At 50.6% G+C, this 21,816-nt stretch carries 19 protein-coding genes and 1 pseudogene; all 20 read left to right on the forward strand.

Going from position 1 to position 21,816, the window contains the following annotated elements; genetic code table 11:
* Window position 1: 1 nt before the first annotated feature.
* Window positions 2-811, forward strand: coding sequence for a phosphatidate cytidylyltransferase (locus LH51_RS06525; protein WP_036520848.1), 810 nt, complete (start codon window positions 2-4; stop codon window positions 809-811).
* A 33-nt stretch (window positions 812-844) separates the two neighbouring features.
* The gene (gene rseP / locus LH51_RS06530; protein WP_036520849.1) at window positions 845-2,197 is read left to right on the forward strand and encodes an RIP metalloprotease RseP; all 1,353 of its coding nucleotides are present in this window, start codon (window positions 845-847) and stop codon (window positions 2,195-2,197) included.
* A gap of 42 nt (window positions 2,198-2,239) precedes the next feature.
* Window positions 2,240-4,606 (forward strand): outer membrane protein assembly factor BamA, encoded by a 2,367-nt coding sequence (gene bamA / locus LH51_RS06535; protein WP_036520851.1) that lies wholly within the window; start codon window positions 2,240-2,242, stop codon window positions 4,604-4,606.
* 13 nt (window positions 4,607-4,619) lie between these two features.
* Complete coding sequence (locus tag LH51_RS06540) at window positions 4,620-5,114, forward strand: OmpH family outer membrane protein (protein WP_036520853.1); 495 nt, start codon at window positions 4,620-4,622, stop codon at window positions 5,112-5,114.
* Between the two features lie 9 nt (window positions 5,115-5,123).
* The gene (lpxD, locus tag LH51_RS06545) at window positions 5,124-6,161 is read left to right on the forward strand and encodes a UDP-3-O-(3-hydroxymyristoyl)glucosamine N-acyltransferase (protein ID WP_036520854.1); all 1,038 of its coding nucleotides are present in this window, start codon (window positions 5,124-5,126) and stop codon (window positions 6,159-6,161) included.
* Window positions 6,158-6,595, forward strand: coding sequence for a 3-hydroxyacyl-ACP dehydratase FabZ (fabZ, locus tag LH51_RS06550; RefSeq protein WP_081960711.1), 438 nt, complete (start codon window positions 6,158-6,160; stop codon window positions 6,593-6,595). The genes lpxD and fabZ overlap by 4 nt, the downstream gene beginning before the upstream one ends.
* Window positions 6,592-7,368, forward strand: coding sequence for an acyl-ACP--UDP-N-acetylglucosamine O-acyltransferase (lpxA, locus tag LH51_RS06555; protein WP_036520855.1), 777 nt, complete (start codon window positions 6,592-6,594; stop codon window positions 7,366-7,368). The genes fabZ and lpxA overlap by 4 nt, the downstream gene beginning before the upstream one ends.
* 9 nt (window positions 7,369-7,377) lie before the next feature.
* Window positions 7,378-8,538: a lipid-A-disaccharide synthase gene (gene lpxB / locus LH51_RS06560; protein WP_036520857.1), complete on the forward strand. Its 1,161-nt coding sequence runs from the start codon at window positions 7,378-7,380 to the stop codon at window positions 8,536-8,538.
* The gene (gene rnhB, locus LH51_RS06565; protein ID WP_036520859.1) at window positions 8,535-9,119 is read left to right on the forward strand and encodes a ribonuclease HII; all 585 of its coding nucleotides are present in this window, start codon (window positions 8,535-8,537) and stop codon (window positions 9,117-9,119) included. The genes lpxB and rnhB overlap by 4 nt, the downstream gene beginning before the upstream one ends.
* Window position 9,120: 1 nt before the next feature.
* A pseudogene (dnaE, locus tag LH51_RS06570) lies at window positions 9,121-12,624 on the forward strand (DNA polymerase III subunit alpha).
* A 99-nt stretch (window positions 12,625-12,723) separates the two neighbouring features.
* Window positions 12,724-13,683 carry an acetyl-CoA carboxylase carboxyl transferase subunit alpha gene (gene accA / locus LH51_RS06575; RefSeq protein WP_036520861.1) on the forward strand — a complete coding sequence of 320 codons (960 nt, stop codon included), beginning with the start codon at window positions 12,724-12,726 and terminating at the stop codon, window positions 13,681-13,683.
* Between the two features lie 78 nt (window positions 13,684-13,761).
* Window positions 13,762-15,009, forward strand: a complete 1,248-nt coding sequence (gene tilS / locus LH51_RS24110; protein ID WP_081960712.1) for a tRNA lysidine(34) synthetase TilS — start codon at window positions 13,762-13,764, stop codon at window positions 15,007-15,009.
* A 52-nt stretch (window positions 15,010-15,061) separates the two neighbouring features.
* Complete coding sequence (locus LH51_RS06585; protein ID WP_036520862.1) at window positions 15,062-16,690, forward strand: CTP synthase; 1,629 nt, start codon at window positions 15,062-15,064, stop codon at window positions 16,688-16,690.
* Window positions 16,691-16,725: 35 nt separating this feature from the next.
* A complete protein-coding gene (gene eno, locus LH51_RS06590; protein ID WP_036520864.1) occupies window positions 16,726-18,021 on the forward strand; it encodes a phosphopyruvate hydratase in 1,296 nt (431 codons plus the stop codon).
* A gap of 58 nt (window positions 18,022-18,079) precedes the next feature.
* On the forward strand, window positions 18,080-18,379 hold the full coding sequence (gene ftsB / locus LH51_RS06595) for a cell division protein FtsB (protein ID WP_036520866.1): 300 nt from the start codon (window positions 18,080-18,082) through the stop codon (window positions 18,377-18,379).
* Window positions 18,376-19,182, forward strand: a complete 807-nt coding sequence (truD, locus tag LH51_RS06600) for a tRNA pseudouridine(13) synthase TruD (RefSeq protein ID WP_268746538.1) — start codon at window positions 18,376-18,378, stop codon at window positions 19,180-19,182. The genes ftsB and truD overlap by 4 nt, the downstream gene beginning before the upstream one ends.
* On the forward strand, window positions 19,182-19,472 hold the full coding sequence (locus LH51_RS23500) for a tRNA pseudouridine(13) synthase TruD (RefSeq protein WP_268746539.1): 291 nt from the start codon (window positions 19,182-19,184) through the stop codon (window positions 19,470-19,472). Before truD ends, LH51_RS23500 begins: the two co-directional genes overlap by 1 nt.
* Before the next feature lie 32 nt (window positions 19,473-19,504).
* Window positions 19,505-20,260: a 5'/3'-nucleotidase SurE gene (surE, locus tag LH51_RS06605; protein WP_036520868.1), complete on the forward strand. Its 756-nt coding sequence runs from the start codon at window positions 19,505-19,507 to the stop codon at window positions 20,258-20,260.
* Window positions 20,260-20,922 carry a protein-L-isoaspartate(D-aspartate) O-methyltransferase gene (locus tag LH51_RS06610; protein ID WP_036520871.1) on the forward strand — a complete coding sequence of 221 codons (663 nt, stop codon included), beginning with the start codon at window positions 20,260-20,262 and terminating at the stop codon, window positions 20,920-20,922. The genes surE and LH51_RS06610 overlap by 1 nt, the downstream gene beginning before the upstream one ends.
* A 17-nt stretch (window positions 20,923-20,939) precedes the next feature.
* On the forward strand, window positions 20,940-21,816 hold an 877-nt coding region (locus LH51_RS06615), incomplete at its 3' end, for a DUF368 domain-containing protein (protein WP_052063529.1).

A 21,816-nucleotide genomic window follows, 5' to 3' on the forward strand; every position in this document is an offset into this window, starting at 1 on the left:
AGTGCTGAAGCAAAGAGTAGTAACAGCTCTCGTATTAAGTGTCCTGATTTTGAGCGCAGTTATCTGGGCTCCGATATGGTTATTCTCCTTGCTGGTCGCTTTGGCTACACTTTACGGTGTTTGGGAATGGTCAAATTTTTGCCGTTTTGGTCTACATGGTCGCGTGGCTTATGTGTCCGTTGCGGCTGTCGTGATTTTACTGCTTGAATGGTTTGCCACCAGTGCGTTAATCATGCAGGTGATGTGGTTAGCCGGAGTTTTCTGGGTAATGGCCTTGACCATGGTGTTGCGTTACCCGGAAGGAGTGCGCTGGAAAGCCAGTACACCCAAGTTATTTATTGGTTTTTTGGTGTTGATTCCAGCCTGGTTGGCATTAAGTCAAATTAAGGCGCTTGTTAACGGTGAGTGGTTAGTATTACTGCTGCTCTTTCTTGTGTGGGGTGCCGATACAGGCGCTTACTTTTCCGGGAAAGCGCTGGGTAAGCATAAGCTCATGCCCAAGGTAAGCCCAGGCAAGACCCTGGAAGGTCTGGCTGGTGGCTTGGCTACTTGTGTGTTCATCGCGTTGCTGTATGCGTATTTTCTTGAACTTTCGCTTGCTGCAGCAGTCTTTCTTGTGCTGCTTGCGGTCATCACCGCTATGGCGTCTGTGCTGGGCGATCTGTTTGAAAGCATGTTCAAGCGCGAGAGAGGGATTAAGGACAGTGGTACCCTCCTTCCGGGGCATGGCGGAGTTCTTGACAGAATTGATAGCCTGACGGCAGCCGCCCCTGTGTTTCTGCTGGGGCTGATGTATCTTCCTGCACTGTGAGTTACGTGTTATCCATTTTACCTGGAGTGATAAATGGGATTGATCCAGACTGTATTGGCGACCCTGGTTACACTTGGGATTCTTGTAACGATTCATGAATGGGGACATTACTGGGTAGCACGCCGGTGCGGAGTCAGGGTGCTACGCTTCTCGGTGGGTTTTGGTAAGCCTTTATTTTCATGGCGTGGTAAGGATCAGACCGAATATGTAGTGGCGGCTATTCCTTTGGGCGGTTATGTGCGCATGCTGGATGAGCGCGAAGATACTGTGCCACCTGAATGGCAAGGGCAGGCATTTAACACCAAGCCCGTGATGCAGCGTATCGCCATAGTGGCCGCTGGTCCTATAGTAAATCTGTTGTTTGCTGTGCTGGCATATTGGTTTCTATTTGTTGTAGGCACCAGTGTAATCATACCTAAAGTGGGTGAGGTTCGCCCGGGATCGCCCGTTGCATTGGCTGGCCTAAGTCCTGGTGAAGAAATAAAATCCGTGAATGGTTTTAAAGTAGACTCCTGGGATCAGGTGAATCTGCGCCTTGCGGCTTTAATTGGTGATACCCGGGAAATTCAAATAGAGGCAACTGAATCGGGTCGCAGTACACGCAATTACACAGTGCAGTTGAATAACTGGCAGGTGGATCTGGAGCGTGAGTCACCAGTAATGGCATTGGGCTTTATTCCCTGGCGCCCTGATGTGGAACCCGTTCTGGGTCAATTATTGGACAATGGGCGTGCGGCACAGGCCGGTTTGCAGACTGGAGATCGGATACTGCGGGTTGATGGTGAGCCTGCTGATACCTGGCAGGGCTTGGTTGAGTTAATTCAGCAAAGTGCAGAGCAGCCAAGATTGTTTGAAGTTGAGCGCTCAGGGCAGGTGTTGTCAGTTGAGGTGATTCCAGCGTCGCGTGCAGCAGAAGATGGTTCTGTCAGTGGTTTTATTGGTGCAGGTGTTCAACTGCCAGAATGGCCTGAAGCGATGCAGCGAGAGATACGTTATGGCCCTGTTGCCTCCCTGGTTATGGGGGTAGAGCGTACCGGCCAGATGATTGTGCTGACACTCGATTCCATCCGTAAAATGTTTATCGGCATCATCTCGGTGAAAAACTTGAGTGGTCCGATAACCATTGCTAAAGTGGCGGGTGATTCTGCTGCTTCTGGCCTGGAAACCTTCATCAGTTTTTTGGCCTATCTGAGTATTAGTCTCGGGATACTAAATTTGTTGCCGATACCGATGCTCGATGGTGGTCATCTGATGTACTATATAGTCGAGCTGATCAGAGGTAAGCCTGTTAGCGAACAGATACAGACATTAGGCTTGAAAATCGGAATGTTGCTGCTGTTTAGCCTGATGGCTGTGGCAATATTCAATGATATAGCGCGCCTCTGAGCAGGCATTCTTAAACCGACAGACGACGAAAGTATTTACGCCATGAAGCACTTGTTAATGTTGTTCCTGATTTCACTGCTCTGGGTTACGCAGGGGCATGCCAATCCTCTGCCTTTCGTTGTCAGTGACGTTCGTGTTGAAGGCCTGCAGCAGGTCGATCCGGGTACTGTGTTCCGCAACTTTCCGGTAGCCGCAGGCGATGAGGTGGATGCTGGACAGTTGGCATCGGCAACCCGCGAGCTGTTTCGTTCGGGTTACTTTGATGATGTACAGCTAAATCGTGATGGTGATGTGCTGGTATTGGTGTTGCGTGAACGCCCATCTGTCGCCATTATCCGTATTGAGGGTAACAAGGCCATCAAGGAAGAGCAGTTGCGTGATGGTTTGCGGCAATCTGGCTTGCAGGAAGGTGATGTATTCCGCCGTGCAACACTGGATCAGATCGAACTGGATCTGATGCGTGTGTATTCTGCGCAGGGACGTTATGGTGCTGATATTAAGACTGAGGTTGAAACTCTGCCGGGTAATCGTGTTGCTTTGAATATCGATATTACCGAAGGCCGTATTGCCAGTATTCAGCATATTAATATTGTTGGTAATGAAGCTTTTTCTGATGAAGAGCTTGTCGAGCTGTTTTCATTGAAATTGCCTGGGTTCCTCTCCTTCTATACCAAATCTGACCAGTATTCGCGGGAAAAACTTGCGGGAGATCTGGAACGTTTGCGTTCCTATTACCTGGATCGTGGCTATATTAATTTCTCTCTTGATTCAACACAGGTCTCTGTCTCGCCGGATAAAAAAGATGTGTTTATCACAGTCGGTATTACTGAAGGGCGGCAGTATTCCGTCAGTGAAGTACTGATGGTTGGCAATCTGGTTGTCGCTGAAGAGGAACTGGTCAGCAAAATGAGTCTGGGTGAGGGTGATGTATTTTCTCGCCGCGAAATGACTGATTCTCAGGAACGTCTGGAACGTTTGCTCGGGGATGAAGGCTACATGTTTGCCAATGTTAGCCCTATTCCCCAGGTGGATGAAGAATCCGGTACCGTGTCACTGCGTTACTTTATTGAGCCGGGTAAGCTAACCTATGTCCGCCGTATTGCCATCCGTGGTAATAACCGTTCAGCTGATGAAGTGATTCGTCGTGAACTGGAACAGATGGAAGCGGGTGTTGTTTCAACCGCTGCGATTGAACGCTCTAAAACTCGACTGGAACGTACCGGTCATTTCCGTACTGTTAACATAGAAACCAATCCTGTACCCGGGACTGATGATCAAGTGGACTTGGAGATCACTGTTGAGGAACAGCAGTCTGGTCAGTTAACTGCCAGTGTTGGTTTTTCTCAGAGTGAAGGGATTATTCTGCAGTTGGGGGTTTCTCAGGAGAACTTCCTGGGAACTGGTAAGAGTATTGATTTCAATATTTCCAACAGCTCTACCCTGACAGAGTACAGTTTTAACTATTTGGACCCATATTTCACCGTAGACGGCGTGAGCCGTGGTTACAATTTCTACTACCGTGAAGAAAATTATGATGAAGATGATCGTGGTGACTACAATACCGACGGTATAGGCGGTGGTATCACTTTTGGTTACCCGATTGATGATTTCCAGCGTTTGAGCTTTTCCGGTGATGTCGAGTTTTTACGCTTAAAGCCCAATAATGAGTTAAATTCTGCTGGCAATAACGATGCTGTGAATGTTATCCAGGCGTATATTGATAATAATGGCAATGACTACGTCAATGCCAAACTGACGGCGGGTTGGAGTGATAATCGCCTGAATCGCGGCTTTTTTCCAACGCGTGGTCGTTCTCAGGGGGCTACGCTTGAGGTGTCACTACCAGGTAGTGATCTGCAGTATTATCGCGCCCAGTACAACAATCGCTTTTACTGGCCGATCAATGATAATGAAACCTGGGTGGCCGGTTTACGTGGTCGTGTAGGTTATGCGGATACTTATGGCAATGACAAGGACTATCCGTTCTTTAAAAACTTCTATGCCGGTGGTTTGAATACTGTACGGGGCTTTGAAAGTAATACGCTCGGACCACGTTACAGTCGAGGTGATTACAGTAACAAGGCACGTTCTATGGGTGGTAATGTATTGGTTGCAGGTAGTGCTGAACTGATATTCCCTACACCCTTTATGAAAGATCAAAGTGCCTGGCGCAGCTTGTTGTTTATGGATGCCGGTAATGTATTTACTACGAAATGTTTACCGGGAGCCACAAATACAGATACCTGTATAGATGGTGTGGATTTTGGTGATTTGCGTTATTCAGCTGGTGTTGGTGTGAGTTGGCTTACGCCGCTGGGGCCACTATCCGTTTCCGTAGCAAAAGCACTCAACAGTAAAACCGGTGATGATACCGAGGTGTTCCAGTTCGCCCTGGGACAGACATTCTAATACAGAGGTTATAATGAAAGTTAAAGCGTTAGTCGTTGCGGTTTTAATGTGTTGCAGTACTTTGGTAATGGCCGATAAGGTACGTGTGCTGGGTGTTCAGGAAGCCTTGTTAAGTTCACAGGCGGCGAATGATTTCCGTGCGCAGCTGGAGCGTGAGTTTTCGTCAGAGGAAACGGCTTTAACCGATCTTGAGCGCCAGGCTCTGGCTGCACGTGATCGTGTGCAGCAGAATCAGGGGTTGGTTTCTGATGAAGAGCTGCAACAATTAGTTATGCAGTTTGAAAAAGCCTATATGGAGTTCCAGAACCGCGCTGAACAGATGAATCAGAAGCGCCAGGAGCGTGAAGAAGAGTTTCTGACCATGATGCGTCCAAAGTTGGATCAGGCTATCCGTTCAATAATTGAAGCTGAAAATATTGAAGTGGTTATAGCCAAGCAGGCGACGGTGTTTACCAGTAGTACCGTTGATCTCACGCCACGAGTGATTGAACTGTTGAACCAGCAGTAAGTTAACTCTGTGTATATATTGAGTGAGCTTGCTGAGTATGTTGGTGGTCAGCTGTCCGGTGATCCGAATTGGCGTGTCACCGGGCTTGCCACATTAGAAGAGGCTCAGTCGGACCAGTTATCTTTTTTTGCTAATCCGCGCTATCTGAAACAATTAAAGGCCTCAACTGCTGGTGCGGTCCTGGTGCATGCCAGCGCCACTGCACATGTAAAGTACAATGCATTAGTCGTTGATGACCCTTATCTGGCCTATGCACGCCTGAGCCAGTTATTTGACTGGCGTGATGCTGTTTTGCCGGGTATCTGCTCAACAGCTACAGTGGATGCAACAGCTCAGATCGATCCGTCTGCACAAATTTGTGCGCAGGCTGTTTTGGCTGCCGATGTTATTGTTGAAGCGGGTGTATATATTGCGCCGCATGTTGTTATTGGTCGCGGTTGCAGGATTGGGAAAGATACCCGCCTTGAGTCTGGAGTAGTGCTTTATCCGGATGTAATCATTGGCGCACGGGTTATCATACACAGTGGTAGTGTATTGGGTGCTGACGGATTTGGTTTTGCGCGTCATCAGCAGCAATGGGTTAAAATTTGCCAACTAGGCGGTGTACGCATTGGCGATGATGTTGAAATCGGCGCCGGTGTCACCATTGATCGTGGCGCACTCAGTCCTACCCGGATAGAACAGGGTGTTAAGCTCGATAATCAGATACAGATTGCCCACAATGTTGTCATTGGCGAACATACAGCTATTGCAGGCTGTACAGGGATTGCGGGCAGTACTCGCATCGGTAAACGTTGTACGCTGGCAGGTATGGTAGGGGTTACTGGGCATCTGACACTTGCCGATGATACCCATGTAACAGCCATGAGTCTTGTGAGTAAATCGATTGATAAGCCCGGAACCTATTCCTCAGGTACCGGATTGGAGCCTCATCAGCAATGGAAACGCAATGTTGTTCGTTTTCGGCAGTTGGATGATTTAGCAAAGCGGGTGCGTTCGTTGGAACAAGCCAAGGCTGAAGATATTAATAAGGTTAGTAAAACATGATGGATGTAAAAGAGATCCGCAAATATTTGCCGCACCGTTACCCGTTTCTTTTGGTAGATCGGGTGATAGAGCTGGTGCCTGGTGAGTCCATCGTGGCGATCAAAAATGTCACTGTGAATGAGCCATTTTTTAACGGGCATTTTCCCGATCATCCGGTGATGCCTGGGGTTCTGCTGGTTGAGGCTATGGCTCAGGCGGCGGGTATACTGGGTTTCAAAACCATGGATAAAACCCCGGAAGATGGTTCTATTTACTATTTTGTCGGAGCCGATGACCTGCGCTTCAAACGCCCGGTTGTACCTGGTGATCAGGTGAAGCTGGAAGCCCGTGTGATGTCTGAACGCCGGGGTATCTGGAAATTTGCCGTTAAAGCCAGTGTAGATGATCTGATTGTTTGCAGTGCAACCATTCTGTGTGCAGACCGGAAAGTATGAGCCAGATAGATCCAACCGCTATTATCGACCCGCTTGCCTCGCTGGCAAGCGATGTAAAAGTCGGTCCCTGGACCTATATTGGTCCAGATGTCGAGATAGGCTCTGGAAGTGTGATTGCCTCGCATGTGGTGATCAAGGGTCCAACACGTATTGGCCAGCATAACCGCATCTTTCAGTTCGCCAGTGTGGGCGAAGAGTGCCAGGATAAAAAGTATCAGGGTGAACCTACCCGTCTGGAAATAGGCGATTACAATGTCATTCGTGAAGGGGTTACTTTGCATCGTGGTACCATTCAGGATCAAGGTGTTACGCGTATTGGCAGCCACAACCTGCTGATGGCCTATGTACATGTAGCGCATGACTGTATTGTCGGTGATCATGTAATTCTTGCTAATAATGCAGCCCTGGCTGGCCATGTTCGAGTGGGTGATTATGCCATTCTGGGTGGCTTTACCGCTGTACATCAGTTTTGTCATATTGGCGCACATGTCATGTGTGGCGCGGGCAGCGTAGTGCTCAAGGATATTCCGGCGTATGTGATGGCCAATGGCAATACTGCATCTCCTCATGGCATTAATATCGAAGGTCTGAAGCGCCGTGGCTTCAGTGCTGACACCCTGGCTTATCTGAAACGTGCGTACAAAATTATTTACCGTCAGGGACTGACACGTGAGCAGGCCTTGCCGCTGTTGCAAGAGTTGGCAGCGGAAGACAGTGCGGTTCAGTTGTTGATAGATTCACTTCAGAGCTCTTCACGCGGCATTATTCGCTAGGAGGCTCACGTGTCTACACCCCTTCGTATCGCTATGGTAGCCGGTGAAGCCTCTGGAGACATCCTTGGTGCTGGGCTGCTTGCTGAGCTGAAACAGCGCTATCCCGATCTTCAGGCTGAGGGCATAGGTGGCGAGCTGATGCAGGCACAGGGTTTTCACAGTCTGTTCCCGATGGAGCGCTTGTCAGTGATGGGCCTAACCGAAGTGCTTGGACGTTTGCCCGAGTTGCTGGGTATCCGACGGCAGTTGGTGCAGCGCTGGCGGGCAACTCCGCCCGATCTGTTGATCGGCATAGATGCACCGGATTTTACCTTGAGACTGGAACGCAAACTGCATGATGCCGGTATTCATACCGTACATTATGTCAGTCCATCCGTCTGGGCCTGGCGGCGCAAACGGGTTGAAGGGATCAAACGCAGTACCGATTTGATGCTGACCCTGTTTCCATTTGAAGCGGATTTTTACCGCGATAACCAGCAGCGGGTGGCGTTTGTTGGCCATCCATTGGCGGATAAATTTACCTTAGAACCGGATACCCAAGCCGCGCGAAAAGCTCTGGGTGTGGCTGAGGATGCCTGTGTCATTGCATTACTACCTGGGAGCCGCGGGGGCGAAGTGGGGCGTTTGGCGCAGCCGTTCCTGCAGGCTGCCAGATTGCTGCATAGTCGACGGCCCTCGGTTGAATTTCTGATTCCGGCCGCCAACCAGGCACGCTTTGACAGTTTGCAAACCTTGATACAAACAGAGTTTTCGGATCTGCCCATACGCTTGGTATTAAAGCAATCGGATCGGGTGATGACGGCCAGCAATGCTATTCTGATTGCCTCGGGTACCGCCACGCTGGAAGCCTTGTTCTGTAAAAAGCCGATGGTGGTTGCGTACAAGATGGCACCACTCACCTACCGTATTATTTCATCCCTGGTAAAAAGTCGCTGGATTTCGTTACCAAATTTGTTGGCGCAAAAATCACTGGTGCCTGAAATTCTGCAGGATGCTGTCACGCCTGAGCGTTTGTGCGACGAATTGGAACGCTGGTTGTCAGACCCCAAAGCTTGCCAGCAACTCACGACGGCTTATACGCAGATACATCAAAGTCTGCGTGGCGGTGCCAGTCAGCGAGCGGCTGATGCAGTGGAAGCCTTGCTGCGTGATAAGCAGGTAGTGCTATGACAGCATCGATACTATGGGTGGCTGGCGTTGATGAAGTCGGCCGTGGACCTCTGGTCGGCGAGGTCGTGGCCGCTGCTGTGGTGTTGGATCCGCTGAATCCGATTGATGGCTTGAAGGATTCAAAAAAGCTTTCTGAAAAGCGCCGTAATGCCCTCTATGAGCAGATCTGTGAACGTGCGCTGGGCTACGCCATTGCCAGCGCGACAGTGCAGGAAATTGATCAGTTGAACATACTGCATGCCAGCATGCTGGCGATGCAGCGTGCGGTGCTGGCGTTGACCTGTCAGGTGGACCGGGTGCTGGTGGATGGTAATCGCTGCCCCAAACTACCAATGCCCTCTGAGGCGATTGTCGGTGGTGATGCCAGTCACGCCTGTATCAGTGCCGCGTCAATTTTGGCCAAGGTCACCCGTGACCGCCAGATGGTTGAGCTGCATCAGCAGTATCCGGACTATGGTTTCGACCGTCACAAAGGCTACCCTACCCGGGAACACCTGCAGGTACTGCAGCGTTTGGGTCCATTGTTAGAACACCGGCGTAGTTTCAGACCGGTGCGTGAAATCCTTGAAGGAGCTGATTGATATGACCGCCGATAGCTTTGTACACCTGCGTGTACATAGTGAGTATTCACTTTATGATGGCTTGGTTAAGGTCAAAAAGCTGGTTGCCGCCGCAACGAAACAACAGATGCCTGCTGTTGCTTTAACGGATCAGACTAACCTGTTCGCGCTGATTAAGTTCTACAAGGCGGCATTGGCGGAAGGCGTTAAGCCATTTGCGGTGTAGATCTCTGGCTGGCTCATCCTGAAGACGACAGTGCTGAACCCTCTCGATTGACGCTGCTGGTACGTAATGGCCGTGGCTATAAAAACCTGATGGAGCTGGTGTCACGTGCTTACGCTGAAGGTCAGTCGCTGCAGGATGAGCGGGCATTGGTGCGGCGTGAGTGGGTTAAAGAGAAAGCGGAAGGGCTGATCGCCCTGTCGGGTGCCTCACGTGGTGAGGTCGGGCGTGCGCTTCTGGAAGGGCATGTGGATCAGGCAGTTACCCTGTTGCAAGAATGGATGGTGGTGTTTCCAGATGCTTTTTACCTGGAAATACAGCGTACCGGGCGTATTGGCGATGAGGAGCTGGTTCATGCCAGTGCCGAGCTGGCCAGCCAAACCGGCTGTCCTCTGGTGGCAACTAACGAAGTGATGTTCCTGTATGCGGATGATTTTGATGCCCATGAAGCGCGGGTTTGCATTAACCAGAGCCGTACCCTGGCTGATCCTTCGCGTCCGCGTGATTACTCTGAACAGCAGTATTTTCGCAGTAGTCAGGAAATGACCGAACTGTTTGCCGACCTGCCATCAGCCATCAGCAACAGTGTCGCCATCGCGCGTCGTTGCAATATAGAGATTGAGCTGGGGACTTACTATCTGCCGGAATACCCCATCCCTGAGGGGATGACGATGGATGAATTTTTCCGCAAGGTATCAGCCGATGGTCTGGAGTTTCGGCTAGAGACTATTCTGGAGTCCACAGATCCTGACTATGCTGCTAAACGTGAAGTCTACTATGAGCGCTTGAAGTTTGAGTTGGATATTATTATCCAGATGGGTTTCCCCGGCTACTTCCTGATCGTTATGGACTTTATCCAGTGGGCCAAGGATAACGATATTCCAGTGGGTCCGGGTAGGGGCTCAGGTGCCGGTTCACTGGTGGCCTATGCGCTTAAAATCACCGATCTCGATCCACTTGAATATGACCTGCTGTTCGAGCGTTTCCTGAACCCGGAACGTGTTTCCATGCCCGATTTTGATATCGACTTCTGCATGGATAATCGTGATCGCGTTATTGATTACGTGGCTGATCGATATGGCCGTGATGCGGTATCGCAGATTATTACCTACGGTACGATGGCTGCCAAAGCGGTGGTGCGTGACGTGGCCAGGGTGCAGGGTAAACCCTTTGGTTTGGCTGACCGCCTATCAAAAATGATTCCCTTTGAAGTCGGCATGACACTGGGTAAAGCGATTGAGCAGGAGACTTTGCTCAAGGAGTTTATCGATGGCAGTGAAGAGGCCGCCGAAATCTGGGAAATGGCACTCAAGCTGGAAGGCATTACCCGCAACGTAGGTAAGCATGCCGGAGGGGTGGTGATTGCGCCCACCCGTCTGACCGACTTTTCGGCGACCTATTGTGATGAGCAGGGGCAGGGCCTGGTCACTCAATATGATAAGAACGATGTAGAAGAAGCCGGCCTGGTTAAGTTCGACTTTCTGGGGTTACGTACCCTGACGATTATTGATTGGGCTCTGCGTACCATCAATCACCTGCGCCGGCGTAAGGGTGAGGAAGATCTCACCATAGAAAGTATCGATCTTGAGGATCAGCAGGTTTTTAAAATGCTGCAGCGTGCTGAAACTACAGCCGTGTTTCAGCTGGAATCCTCCGGTATGAAAGACCTGATTCGTCGCCTGCAGCCCAGCCGTTTTGAAGATATTATCGCCCTGGTAGCGCTGTTTCGTCCCGGTCCTTTGCAGTCAGGCATGGTGGATGATTTTATCAACCGTAAGCATGGACGGGCACCGCTGGCCTGGCCGCATCCGGATTATCAGCTTGATAGCCTGCAACCGGTATTGGAACCGACCTACGGTATTATCCTGTATCAGGAGCAGGTCATGCAGATTGCGCAGGTGATGGCGGGCTATTCACTGGGTGAAGCCGATCTGTTGCGTCGTGCCATGGGTAAAAAGAAAGCCGAAGAGATGGAGAAACAGCGCCAGTTCTTCCTGGATGGTTCGGTTAATCAGGCATTGATGTCGGTCTTGCCGGCAGTATCTTTGATCTGGTAGAGAAGTTTGCCGGTTATGGTTTTAATAAATCGCACTCGGCAGCCTATGCGCTGGTGTCTTATCAGACCGCCTGGTTAAAAGCGTTCTATCCAGCTCCCTTTATGGCCGCCGTACTCTCGTCGGATATGCAGAACACCGATAAAGTGGTGATCTTCATTGAAGAGTGTCGGCAGATGAAACTGACCGTTAATCTGCCTGACGTCAATGCCAGTGAATTCATGTTTACCGTAAATGATGCCGGTGAAATCGTTTACGGACTGGGTGCTGTTAAAGGGGTTGGCGAAGGGCCGGTTGAAGCCATCATGAATGCGCGTCAACAAGGCGGGGATTTTGCCGATCTGTTCGATTTTTGTGCGCGGGTGGCGTTAAGCGCCTGAATAAACGGGTGATGGAAGCCTTGGTGCGCAGCGGTGCGCTGGATAAACTTGGCGCCAGGCGTGCGGTGCTCTGGCAGGCGATTGGTGCGGCCTTGCAGACAGCTGATCAGGCCGCCCGGAATGCCGATGCCGGTATGCTCGATCTGTTTGGTGAAGTGGTAGAAGAGACGACGACTGATCCTTATGCTGAATTTACCCAGGTACGTGACTGGACTGATAAAGAGCGTTTGCTGGGGGAAAAAGAAACCCTTGGCCTGTATGTGACCGGACATCCTATCGACGAGTATGAGCCTGAACTGTCTCGCCTGGTGAGTCGTAAGCTGGTGGACATTCAGCCACAGCGTGGGCGTACCCAGAAAATGGCTGGGCTGGTAGTTGATCTGCGTATCAAAAAAACCAAGAAAGGCGATAATCTTTGCATACTAACCCTGGATGATCGCAGCGCGCGCATGGAAATGACCCTGTTTGGCGATACCTATGAAGCCTCGCGGCACTTGATCAATAAAGATGTGGTACTGGTGATCGAAGGTGAGGTCGCTCCGGATGACTATAATGGCGGCGTGCGCGTGCGTGGTCAGAGTGTTATGAATGTGACTCAGGCAAGGGCGCGCCATGCCAGTCGACTGGAAATCTGTTGTGATCAGGCTTCGTTGACGCCCAAACGGTTGCGCCAGCTAAGCGACTGTCTGGCCAGTACACGTCAGGCTGCGGACAAGTTGCCACTGGCTGTGCGTTTTCGTAGTACTGATGCCGAAGGGGACTTGCTGCTGGGTGATGCGTGGCATCCGGAGCCTTCTGATGATCAGATTATCGCCTTGAAAGAGATCTTCGGTAATCCAGCGGTACGTCTGGTCTGGCCTGATAACTGAGTGGTTCAGCCGCTATCAGACTGGTGATCGGCCCGCGCAGCAGGTAGAATCTCAGTATAAATGAATTTTAATTTTTGACTAACGCAGAACTGGAAGCGCATGAATCCAAACTATCTCGATTTTGAACAGCCAATTGCAGAGCTGGAGGCCAAAATCAATGAGTTACGCCATGTCGGTGCTGGTAATGCAGATCTGAATCTGTCCGAAGAGATCAATAATCTGCAGGAAAAAAGCAATCGTCAGACACGCTCAATTTTCAGTGATTTGACCGCCTGGCAAATATCTCAACTGTCTCGTCACCCCCAGCGCCCCTATACGCTGGACTACCTGGCTATGGCATTTGATGATTTTGATGAGATTCACGGTGATCGTCATTTTGCTGATGATCCGGCCATTGTCGGGGGTATTGCACGCCTGGATGGGGTGCCTGTAGTGGTTATTGGTCATCAAAAGGGCCGTGAAGTAAAAGAAAAAGTACGCCGCAATTTTGGTATGCCTCGCCCTGAAGGTTATCGCAAGGCGTTGCGGATTATGGAAATGGCTGAGCGTTTCAGGTTACCGGTACTGACCTTTATTGATACACCTGGTGCTTACCCTGGCATTGATGCGGAAGAGCGCGGCCAGTCTGAAGCTATCGCCTTTAATCTGGCAAAAATGTCACAGTTGAAAACGCCGATTATCTCTACTGTGATCGGTGAGGGTGGATCAGGCGGTGCGCTGGCAATTGGCGTTTGTGATGAGCTGCTGATGCTGCAGTATGGTACCTATTCGGTCATTTCACCGGAAGGTTGTGCCTCTATTTTGTGGAAAAGTGCTGAGCGTGCTCCTGATGCAGCCAAAGCTATGGGTATTCACTCGCAACGTTTACATGAGCTGGGCCTGGTGGATCGGGTTATCCCTGAACCCTTAGGTGGTGCTCACCGTAATCCGACTGATATGGCTGCCAGTCTGAAGGTGCAGCTGCAGGCGTCACTAGAGCGACTCGGGCAGTTAGACGTCGACACGCTGGTTGAACGCCGTTATAAACGCCTTATGTCTTATGGAGCCGGCTCGTTCTGAGTCGTGTTTCGTACCGGGTATGAATGATCCAGTTGATCTGTTGGCTCGCTTACCCGGTTACTTCCCACAGGTTAAACGTTGGTTGATTGCTTACAGTGGCGGCCTGGATTCCCAGGTTCTGCTGACAGCTGCTGCCGAAGCCTTACCCTCTACTGGCTTGCTGGCTGTGCATGTGCATCACGCTTACAGTCTGCCGCTGAAGCCTGGGCAGAGAGTTGCCGTGATTATGCGACACAACTGGGAGTAGATTTTCACCTGTGTCGGGTAGCACCGCAAAGTAGCTCGGAAGCGGCTGCCCGTGATGCACGTTACCAGGCCTTTACTCAGCTGATGCAGCCAGGTGATGCCGTGTTGATGGCACATCATGCCAATGATCAGGCTGAAACCTTGTTGTATCGCTTGATTCGCGGAGCTGGAGTGGCCGGTTTATCAGCTATGCCGGCGGAGCGATCGTTGGGTCAGGGTAGGTTGGTGCGTCCTTTTCTGTCACTGACGCGAAACGATCTGGAAAGCTGGGCTCGCCAGCGTGAACTGCATTGGATTGAAGATCCTTCCAACAACGCTCAGCACTATGCACGTAACTTCCTGCGTCATCAGATAATGCCCAGTATTACGCAGCGTTGGCCGAAAGCGGTGTCACGGTTGGTAGAGACGGCTGGGTATATGACCGAAGCTCGGGAATTACTTCAGGTGTTGGCAGAGCAGGATGCAGCGGTTTGTCTGGAAATGCCAGAGGTGCTGCAAGTGCCTGCTTTGTTGAGCTTATCCGAGGCGCGGCAGAACAATTTGCTACGCTACTGGTTGCATTATCATCATCAGCAGGTGCTGGGTGCAGAGTCATTGCGGCAACTGCGCTACCAGTTTCTACAGGGTCAGGGGAATCCGGAGCGCTTGTTGCAGTTGCAAGCAGATCTGCAATTGCGTACCTATAGGAAGCGTTTGTTTCTGTGGCGGCCCTCTGTGATACCCAAGACCTTAGCACCTGAAGCGCTGGCATTGGCGCCAGGTACTCACATAACGCTAGCGGGGGGGGTGTTACGGGTTGAAGGGAGCGATATAGCCGATCACTGTAGCCTGCAGCTAAAATACCGTCAGGGTGGTGAGCGTTTTCGCCCTGCTGGTCGGGGTGTAAGTGTTACTTTATCTCAAATATTTCAAGAGGTTGGAGTTCCTCCCTGGCTTAGAGAAAGCTGGCCGCTGCTGTGTGATAATGAGGGTATTTTAATAGTGCCGGGCATTTGCGTAGCGCAGCGATGGGTAGGTAAATCGAATCTATCTTGTCTCTGGCAACCTTTTGGATTGTCTGGCGAGCCATTTTTTTGTTAGTATGCAATACCATCTTGACCCCTCCTAAAATCACGACTTTTACAGGTTTCGCATGACGCGCTATATATTCGTCACAGGCGGTGTAGTGTCCTCACTGGGCAAAGGTATTGCCTCAGCTTCACTGGCAGCCATTCTTGAGGCCCGAGGCCTTAAGGTCACTATGCTCAAACTTGATCCATACATCAATGTGGATCCAGGTACCATGAGTCCTTTTCAGCATGGAGAGGTTTTTGTTACCGATGATGGTGCCGAAACAGATCTAGATCTGGGGCACTATGAGCGTTTTATCCGCACGACTATGAAAAAGCGGAATAACTTTACCACCGGCCGTGTATACCAACACGTGCTGCGCAAAGAGCGTCGCGGTGATTATCTTGGTGGTACTGTGCAGGTGATTCCGCATATTACCGATGAGATCAAGCGACGTGTCATTGAGGGCGCCAGCGGTGCTGAAGTGGCTTTGGTAGAGATAGGCGGGACTGTCGGGGATATTGAATCTCTGCCGTTCCTTGAGGCCGTCCGCCAATTGCGTATTGAAGTGGGTGCCAATAACGCCCTGTTCATGCATCTGACGTTGGTACCTTATATCGCTACAGCGGGTGAAACCAAAACCAAACCCTCTCAACATTCGGTAAAAGAGCTGCGCTCCATAGGTATCCAGCCGGATATACTCGTGTGTCGCTCTGAGCAACCTATACCGTCTTCTGCACGGCGTAAGCTGGCGATGTTTACCAATGTCGAAGAACGTGCGGTGATCTCCTTGCCGGATGCGCAGTCAATCTATTCAATTCCACGTATGCTGTTTGAGCAGGCGTTGGATGAGATCGTTATTGACCGGTTTCGTATCGACTGCCCACCCGCCGATCTGCATGAGTGGGATAGGGTTTCTGATCGCTTCCTGAATCCGGATGGTGAAGTACGCATTGCCATGGTGGGTAAATATATGGAGCTACTGGATGCGTATAAATCGCTGATCGAAGCAGTAATTCATGCCGGTATTGCGTTACGTAAGAAAGTCCGTATCGACTATATTGATTCAGAAAAAGTCGAGCGTGAGGGTACCGAAATCCTGAAGGATGTTTCCGCTATACTGGTGCCTGGTGGGTTCGGTGAGCGTGGTGTTGAAGGTAAAATCATGGCGGCACGCTATGCGCGTGAAAACAAAGTGCCTTACCTGGGTATTTGTCTGGGGATGCAGGTTGCTGTTATTGAATATGCACGAAATGTTGCCGGACTGGCGCAGGCCAACTCGACTGAGTTTGATAAACAGTCAGCACACCCAGTGATCGGCTTGATTACTGAATGGGTTGATCTGGATGGCAATGTAGAGCAACGCAGTGACGATACCGATCTGGGTGGCACTATGCGCCTGGGCGCTCAGGTTTGTCATCTGACTGAAGGCTCTCGTTCAGCACAAGTCTATGGCACTACGGAAATCAGAGAACGGCACCGTCATCGTTATGAAGTGAATAACCACTATGTGCCACTTTTGGAAAAAGCTGGTCTGCGCATTGCCGGACGTTCAGCCGATGGTGAGCTGGTCGAAGTGGTTGAAGTGCCGGATCATCCCTGGTTTATAGCCTGCCAGTTCCATCCTGAGTTTACGTCTACCCCTCGTTACGGCCACGGGTTGTTTACCGGGTTTATTCAAGCCGCACTGGATTATTCAGCGCAGAATTAAGGTTTTGTTACCCTTTTAAGTGGAGAGTTAAAGTTATGGCAAAGATTGCTGATATCAAAGCGCGTGAGGTTCTGGATTCGCGTGGTAACCCTACGGTTGAGGCCGATGTGATCCTGGAATCCGGTATTGTCGGCAGTGCATGTGCTCCTTCAGGTGCCTCTACCGGTTCCCGTGAGGCCTTGGAATTGCGTGATGGCGATAAATCACGTTACCTGGGCAAAGGCGTTTTGAAAGCAGTTGCTGCTGTAAATACTACTATCCGTCAAGCGCTGTTGGGTATGGATGTCACCGATCAGCGTGCACTGGATGGTAAAATGCTGGCACTTGATGGTACCGATAATAAGTCTGTATTGGGTGCCAATGCGATTCTGGCGGTGTCCCTGGCCGCGGCTAAAGCGGCGGCAACAGCCAAAGGCATGCCACTCTATGCCCATATTGCCGAGATTAATGGTACGCCGGGTCAGTACTCTATGCCCTTGCCGATGATGAATATCCTCAACGGCGGTGAACATGCCGATAACAACGTGGATATTCAGGAATTTATGGTGCAGCCGGTTAACTTTACCAGCTTCAGCGAAGGGCTGCGATGTGGTGTCGAGATTTTCCATGCGCTTAAGGCAGTTCTGAAAGCTCGCGGTATGAACACAGCTGTGGGTGATGAAGGTGGCTTCGCGCCTAATCTGGGCTCAAATGAAGAAGCCCTGGTGGTGATCCGTGAAGCGGTAGAGAAAGCCGGTTACGAACTAGGTAAAGATGTGACCCTGGCACTGGATTGTGCGGCCTCTGAATTTTACAAAGCCGGTCAGTATGATCTGGCCGGTGAAGGTCAGGTATTTGATGCGGCCGGTTTTGCTGATTATCTGAAAATGCTGTCAGAAAAATACCCAATAGTCTCTATCGAAGATGGTATGGATGAGTCTGACTGGGCTGGCTGGGCTGACCTGACACGCAAGATTGGTGATAAGGTTCAATTGGTCGGTGATGATCTGTTTGTAACCAATACAGAAATTCTGCAGGAAGGTATCGAAAAAGGTATCGCCAACTCCATCCTGATCAAGTTTAACCAGATAGGTTCACTGACCGAAACCCTGGATGCGATTCGTATGGCCAAAGAAGCCGGTTACACAGTGGTTATATCTCACCGCTCTGGTGAAACGGAAGATACCACGATTGCAGATTTGGCTGTTGGAACAGCGGCTGGACAGATCAAGACCGGTTCTCTGTGCCGCTCTGATCGTGTAGCCAAGTACAACCGTTTGCTGCGTATTGAGGCTGAGCTGGGTGATAAGGCAGTGTATAACGGCTTGTCTGAAATCAAAGGTCAAGCCTGATACTTGCTATCAGGCTGTCTGAAGGGGGTGTATCCCTCTGTTTAGGGCAGGTAACCTTGTGTTTCGTCTGTTAATTATTATTTTATTGTTGCTGTTGGCTGGTCTGCAGTACCGGCTCTGGCTCGGAGATCCTAATCTGCGTCAGGTTTGGCAGCTGGAGCAGGCGATTCTGGAACAGCGACGTGAAAATCAGCTGTTGGCTGAGCGTAATCAGCGACTCGAAGCTGAGGTAGCTGACCTGAAACAAGGATTGAAAGCCATTGAAGAACGGGCGCGCAGTGAAATGGGGCTGATTCAGGAGGGTGAAACTTTCTATCGCTTGATCGAGCCAGATACACGTCGGAGGCTACAGCCTTGAGTCTGTTAGATCTGTTACTGACTCGGTCAGAGTCTTATTTACTCGGGGCGCCGACAGGCTCAGCGGTTATCAGGCGATTTGCCGAAGACTTTTGTGTTGAAGAGGAACTCGGCTTTGAGCCGGATGGGGCTGGAGAGCATCAGTTTCTGTTGATTCGCAAGACTGGCGAAAATACCGACTGGGTTGCCCAGCAACTGGCCCGTTTTACCCAAAGTCATCCGCGTGATATTGGTTATGCCGGTAAAAAAGACCGCCATGCCGTCACTGATCAGTGGTTCAGTGTACGCCAGCCTTTGGGGACACAGTTGGATTGGTCTGCTTTCGAGACTGATTCGATTCAGGTGCTCAGGCAGGCCCGTCATGGTCGCAAACTGAAAACGGGTGTGCTTAAAGGTAATCGTTTCAGTCTGCGCCTGCGTGAAGTTAGCCACCCGGATGAGTTACAGCAGCGCTTTAATCAGTTGAAAATCTCAGGTGTGCCTAATTATTTTGGCGAGCAGCGATTTGGACATAATTATGGCAATATCAGTAAAGGCGAATTACTGATTGCAGGGCAGTTACGGGAGCACAATCGCCAGAAGCGCGGTCTTTATATTTCGGCCTTGCGTTCAGCTTTATATAACCAGGTAGTGTCGGCACGTATTCAACAGGGTATATGGAACACAGTTGCCCCTGGTGATGTATTGATGCTTAATGCCAGTCAGAGCTGTTTTGTCTGCAATGAAGTGGATGCCGACTGCCAGTTGCGCCTGCAGCAGGGTGAGCTGCACCTGACCGCGCCTCTCTGGGGCAAGGTGGCTTGATGACTCGCGAGACCATGGCTGAGTTTGAACAGTCGGTACTGTCTCCCTGGCAAGACTGGTGTCTTGGTTTGGAAGCGCTGGGTCTGAATCAGGAGCGTCGTGCCGTCAGGGTGCTGTTACAGGCACCCCGGCTGCAGCAGGAATCAGAAACGACCTGGCAGGTCAGTTTTGGCTTGCCTGCTGGTGCTTTTGCCACCAGCTTATTGCGTGAACTATGCCAGCTAGATAATGAAAAAGCGGTATTAGGCGGCTCAACTGACGTACATGAGCCGTATCAAAGTGCTAATTAAAAATACTGTGTAACGGTATTCAGAGAGAAAAAATGAAGATTTTAGTCTCCAATGATGATGGGGTATACGCACCTGGGCTGGCCATTCTTGCAGAAGCGCTACGTAAGGATGCTGAGGCGGTTTGCGTGGTAGCACCAGATCGAAATCGTAGCGGTGCCAGTAATTCGCTGACATTGGATCGTCCCCTGGAAACCTACCACCACACCAGCGGATATTTCAGTATTAATGGAACGCCGACTGACTGCGTGCATTTAGGTCGCTCCGGGTTGTTTATGGATGGATTTGTTCCGGATATCGTGGTTTCTGGAATTAATGTGGGCGCTAACCTGGGTGATGATGTTCTCTATTCAGGCACGGTGGCTGCAGCAATGGAAGGGCGTACCAGTCGTCTGCCGCCTATCGCTGTATCCATGGACAGTTTTCACCCTAAACACTTCTCCACAGCGGCTGAAATCGTTCGCAGCATTGTAGCTAAGCTGGATTCTTTAGTGATTGCCCCGCGTACGGTGCTTAATATCAATGTACCGGACTTGCCAATGGAGCAGATTCAGGGGATTCATGTCACCCGTCTGGGGCATCGCCTGGCCGCTAATCTACCGGTAGCGACAGAGGACCCGCGCGGCAAAGTGCGCTATTGGATTGCTGGTGCTGGTGACGTAGCTGACCGCGAGCCTGGTACGGATTTTTTTGCACTGGAGCAGAATTGTGTATCTGTGACGCCTCTGCAGATCGATATGACCCATTACTCTGGTATGGATAATCTGGCCAGCTGGCTTGAGGCGCTGTGATGGATCTGGATCTTCAGGGTATTGGTATGACGTCGCGGCGCACCCGAGAGCGCCTGATAGCTCGCTTGCGTGAAAAGGGTATTGCCAATATGCGTGTTCTGGATACCATTCTGGCAACACCGCGCCACCTGTTTCTTGACGAAGCTTTGTCACATAGAGCTTATGAGGACACCTCTTTACCTATCGGTTTTAATCAGACTATTTCGCAGCCTTATACTGTGGCAAGAATGACCGAGGCTTTGTTGGCTGGAGGGCCACTGCAGTCAGTGTTAGAGGTTGGAACCGGGTCGGGATACCAGACGGCTATTCTGGCGCAGTTGGTCGAACAGCTATATAGTGTCGAGCGCATTCGTCCCCTGCAGGAAAAAGCCCGCAGTCGTTTGCAGCGACTGAAACTTTACAATGTCATGTTGCGCCATAGCGATGGTGGTATGGGGTGGCCGGAGAACGGGCCTTTTGATGGTATTCTGGTGACCGCCGCACCGGCTGAGGTGCCAGCGGAGTTGCTTGAGCAGTTGGCACCGGGTGGTCGCCTGGTTATTCCAGTGGGTGGTGATCTGCAGCAATTGAAACTGGTTATACGTCATGACGATGATAACTACACGACGGAAGTGCTCGAAGGGGTCAAGTTTGTGCCTCTGCTCAGTGGGCTGGTGCGCTGATAAGGATTGAGATATTAATGCAGCGAAGCAAGAAAGATTATGTGGTTTTAGCCGGTAAAGGCATGCTGATGGGAGCGGCTGATGCTGTTCCTGGAGTTTCTGGTGGTACGGTTGCTTTTATAACCGGTATATACGAAGAACTCATTCACAGTATTCGCCAGTGTAGTCCGGAGGCTTTGAAAATCCTGTTTACTCTGGGTCTGAAGGCATTTTGGACGCACATTAACGGGACTTTTCTGTTGACGTTGATCAGCGGTATTGTGATCAGTCTGGTGACCTTGTCGCGAGTAGTGCTTTATTTGCTGGATCAGCATCCTGTACTACTTTGGTCGTTCTTTTTTGGATTGATCTTAGCGTCTACCTGGAGTGTTATGCGCCACACAGGGCGTTTGAGCCTGAATGTGATGGCGGTGTTTTTACTCGGTGCCGTTGTAGCTTTGCAGATTACATCCATGACACCCGTTGTGGCTGATCCTGGCTATTTGATGATCTTTCTATCCGGTATGATCGCTATTTGTGCGATGATTTTACCCGGTATTTCCGGTAGCTTTATTCTATTGTTACTGGGAATGTACGCCCCGGTGCTGATGGCTCTTAAAGGGTTTCAACTGGATTTTATTGGCATATTTGTACTGGGGTGCGTGACGGGTCTGCTGAGCTTTTCACATTTTCTGAGTTGGGCTTTTGCTCATCACCGAGTGCTGACTCTGTCGTTACTAGGCGGCTTTATGCTGGGCTCTCTGAATATGGTCTGGCCTTGGAAGTACACCCTGGCATACAGTATTAACAGTCAGGGAGAAGAGCTGCCACTGCAGCAGAAAAATATTTTACCAGATACTTTTTCTGCGCTGACCGGTCAGGATCCCTTGACCTTGGCAGCCATAGGTTTGATGC

The sequence above is a fragment of the Nitrincola sp. A-D6 genome, from assembly GCF_000764495.1.
GTDB lineage: Bacteria > Pseudomonadota > Gammaproteobacteria > Pseudomonadales > Balneatricaceae > Nitrincola.

Coding starts and splice junctions, on each gene's coding strand:
- rseP (WP_036520849.1), top strand. CDS start 845: ATGGGATTGATCCAGACTGTATTGGCGACCCTGGTTACACTTGGGATT.
- bamA (WP_036520851.1), top strand. CDS start 2,240: ATGAAGCACTTGTTAATGTTGTTCCTGATTTCACTGCTCTGGGTTACG.
- LH51_RS06540 (WP_036520853.1), top strand. CDS start 4,620: ATGAAAGTTAAAGCGTTAGTCGTTGCGGTTTTAATGTGTTGCAGTACT.
- fabZ (WP_081960711.1), top strand. CDS start 6,158: ATGATGGATGTAAAAGAGATCCGCAAATATTTGCCGCACCGTTACCCG.
- lpxA (WP_036520855.1), top strand. CDS start 6,592: ATGAGCCAGATAGATCCAACCGCTATTATCGACCCGCTTGCCTCGCTG.
- rnhB (WP_036520859.1), top strand. CDS start 8,535: ATGACAGCATCGATACTATGGGTGGCTGGCGTTGATGAAGTCGGCCGT.
- accA (WP_036520861.1), top strand. CDS start 12,724: ATGAATCCAAACTATCTCGATTTTGAACAGCCAATTGCAGAGCTGGAG.
- LH51_RS06585 (WP_036520862.1), top strand. CDS start 15,062: ATGACGCGCTATATATTCGTCACAGGCGGTGTAGTGTCCTCACTGGGC.
- eno (WP_036520864.1), top strand. CDS start 16,726: ATGGCAAAGATTGCTGATATCAAAGCGCGTGAGGTTCTGGATTCGCGT.
- LH51_RS23500 (WP_268746539.1), top strand. CDS start 19,182: ATGACTCGCGAGACCATGGCTGAGTTTGAACAGTCGGTACTGTCTCCC.
- surE (WP_036520868.1), top strand. CDS start 19,505: ATGAAGATTTTAGTCTCCAATGATGATGGGGTATACGCACCTGGGCTG.
- LH51_RS06610 (WP_036520871.1), top strand. CDS start 20,260: ATGGATCTGGATCTTCAGGGTATTGGTATGACGTCGCGGCGCACCCGA.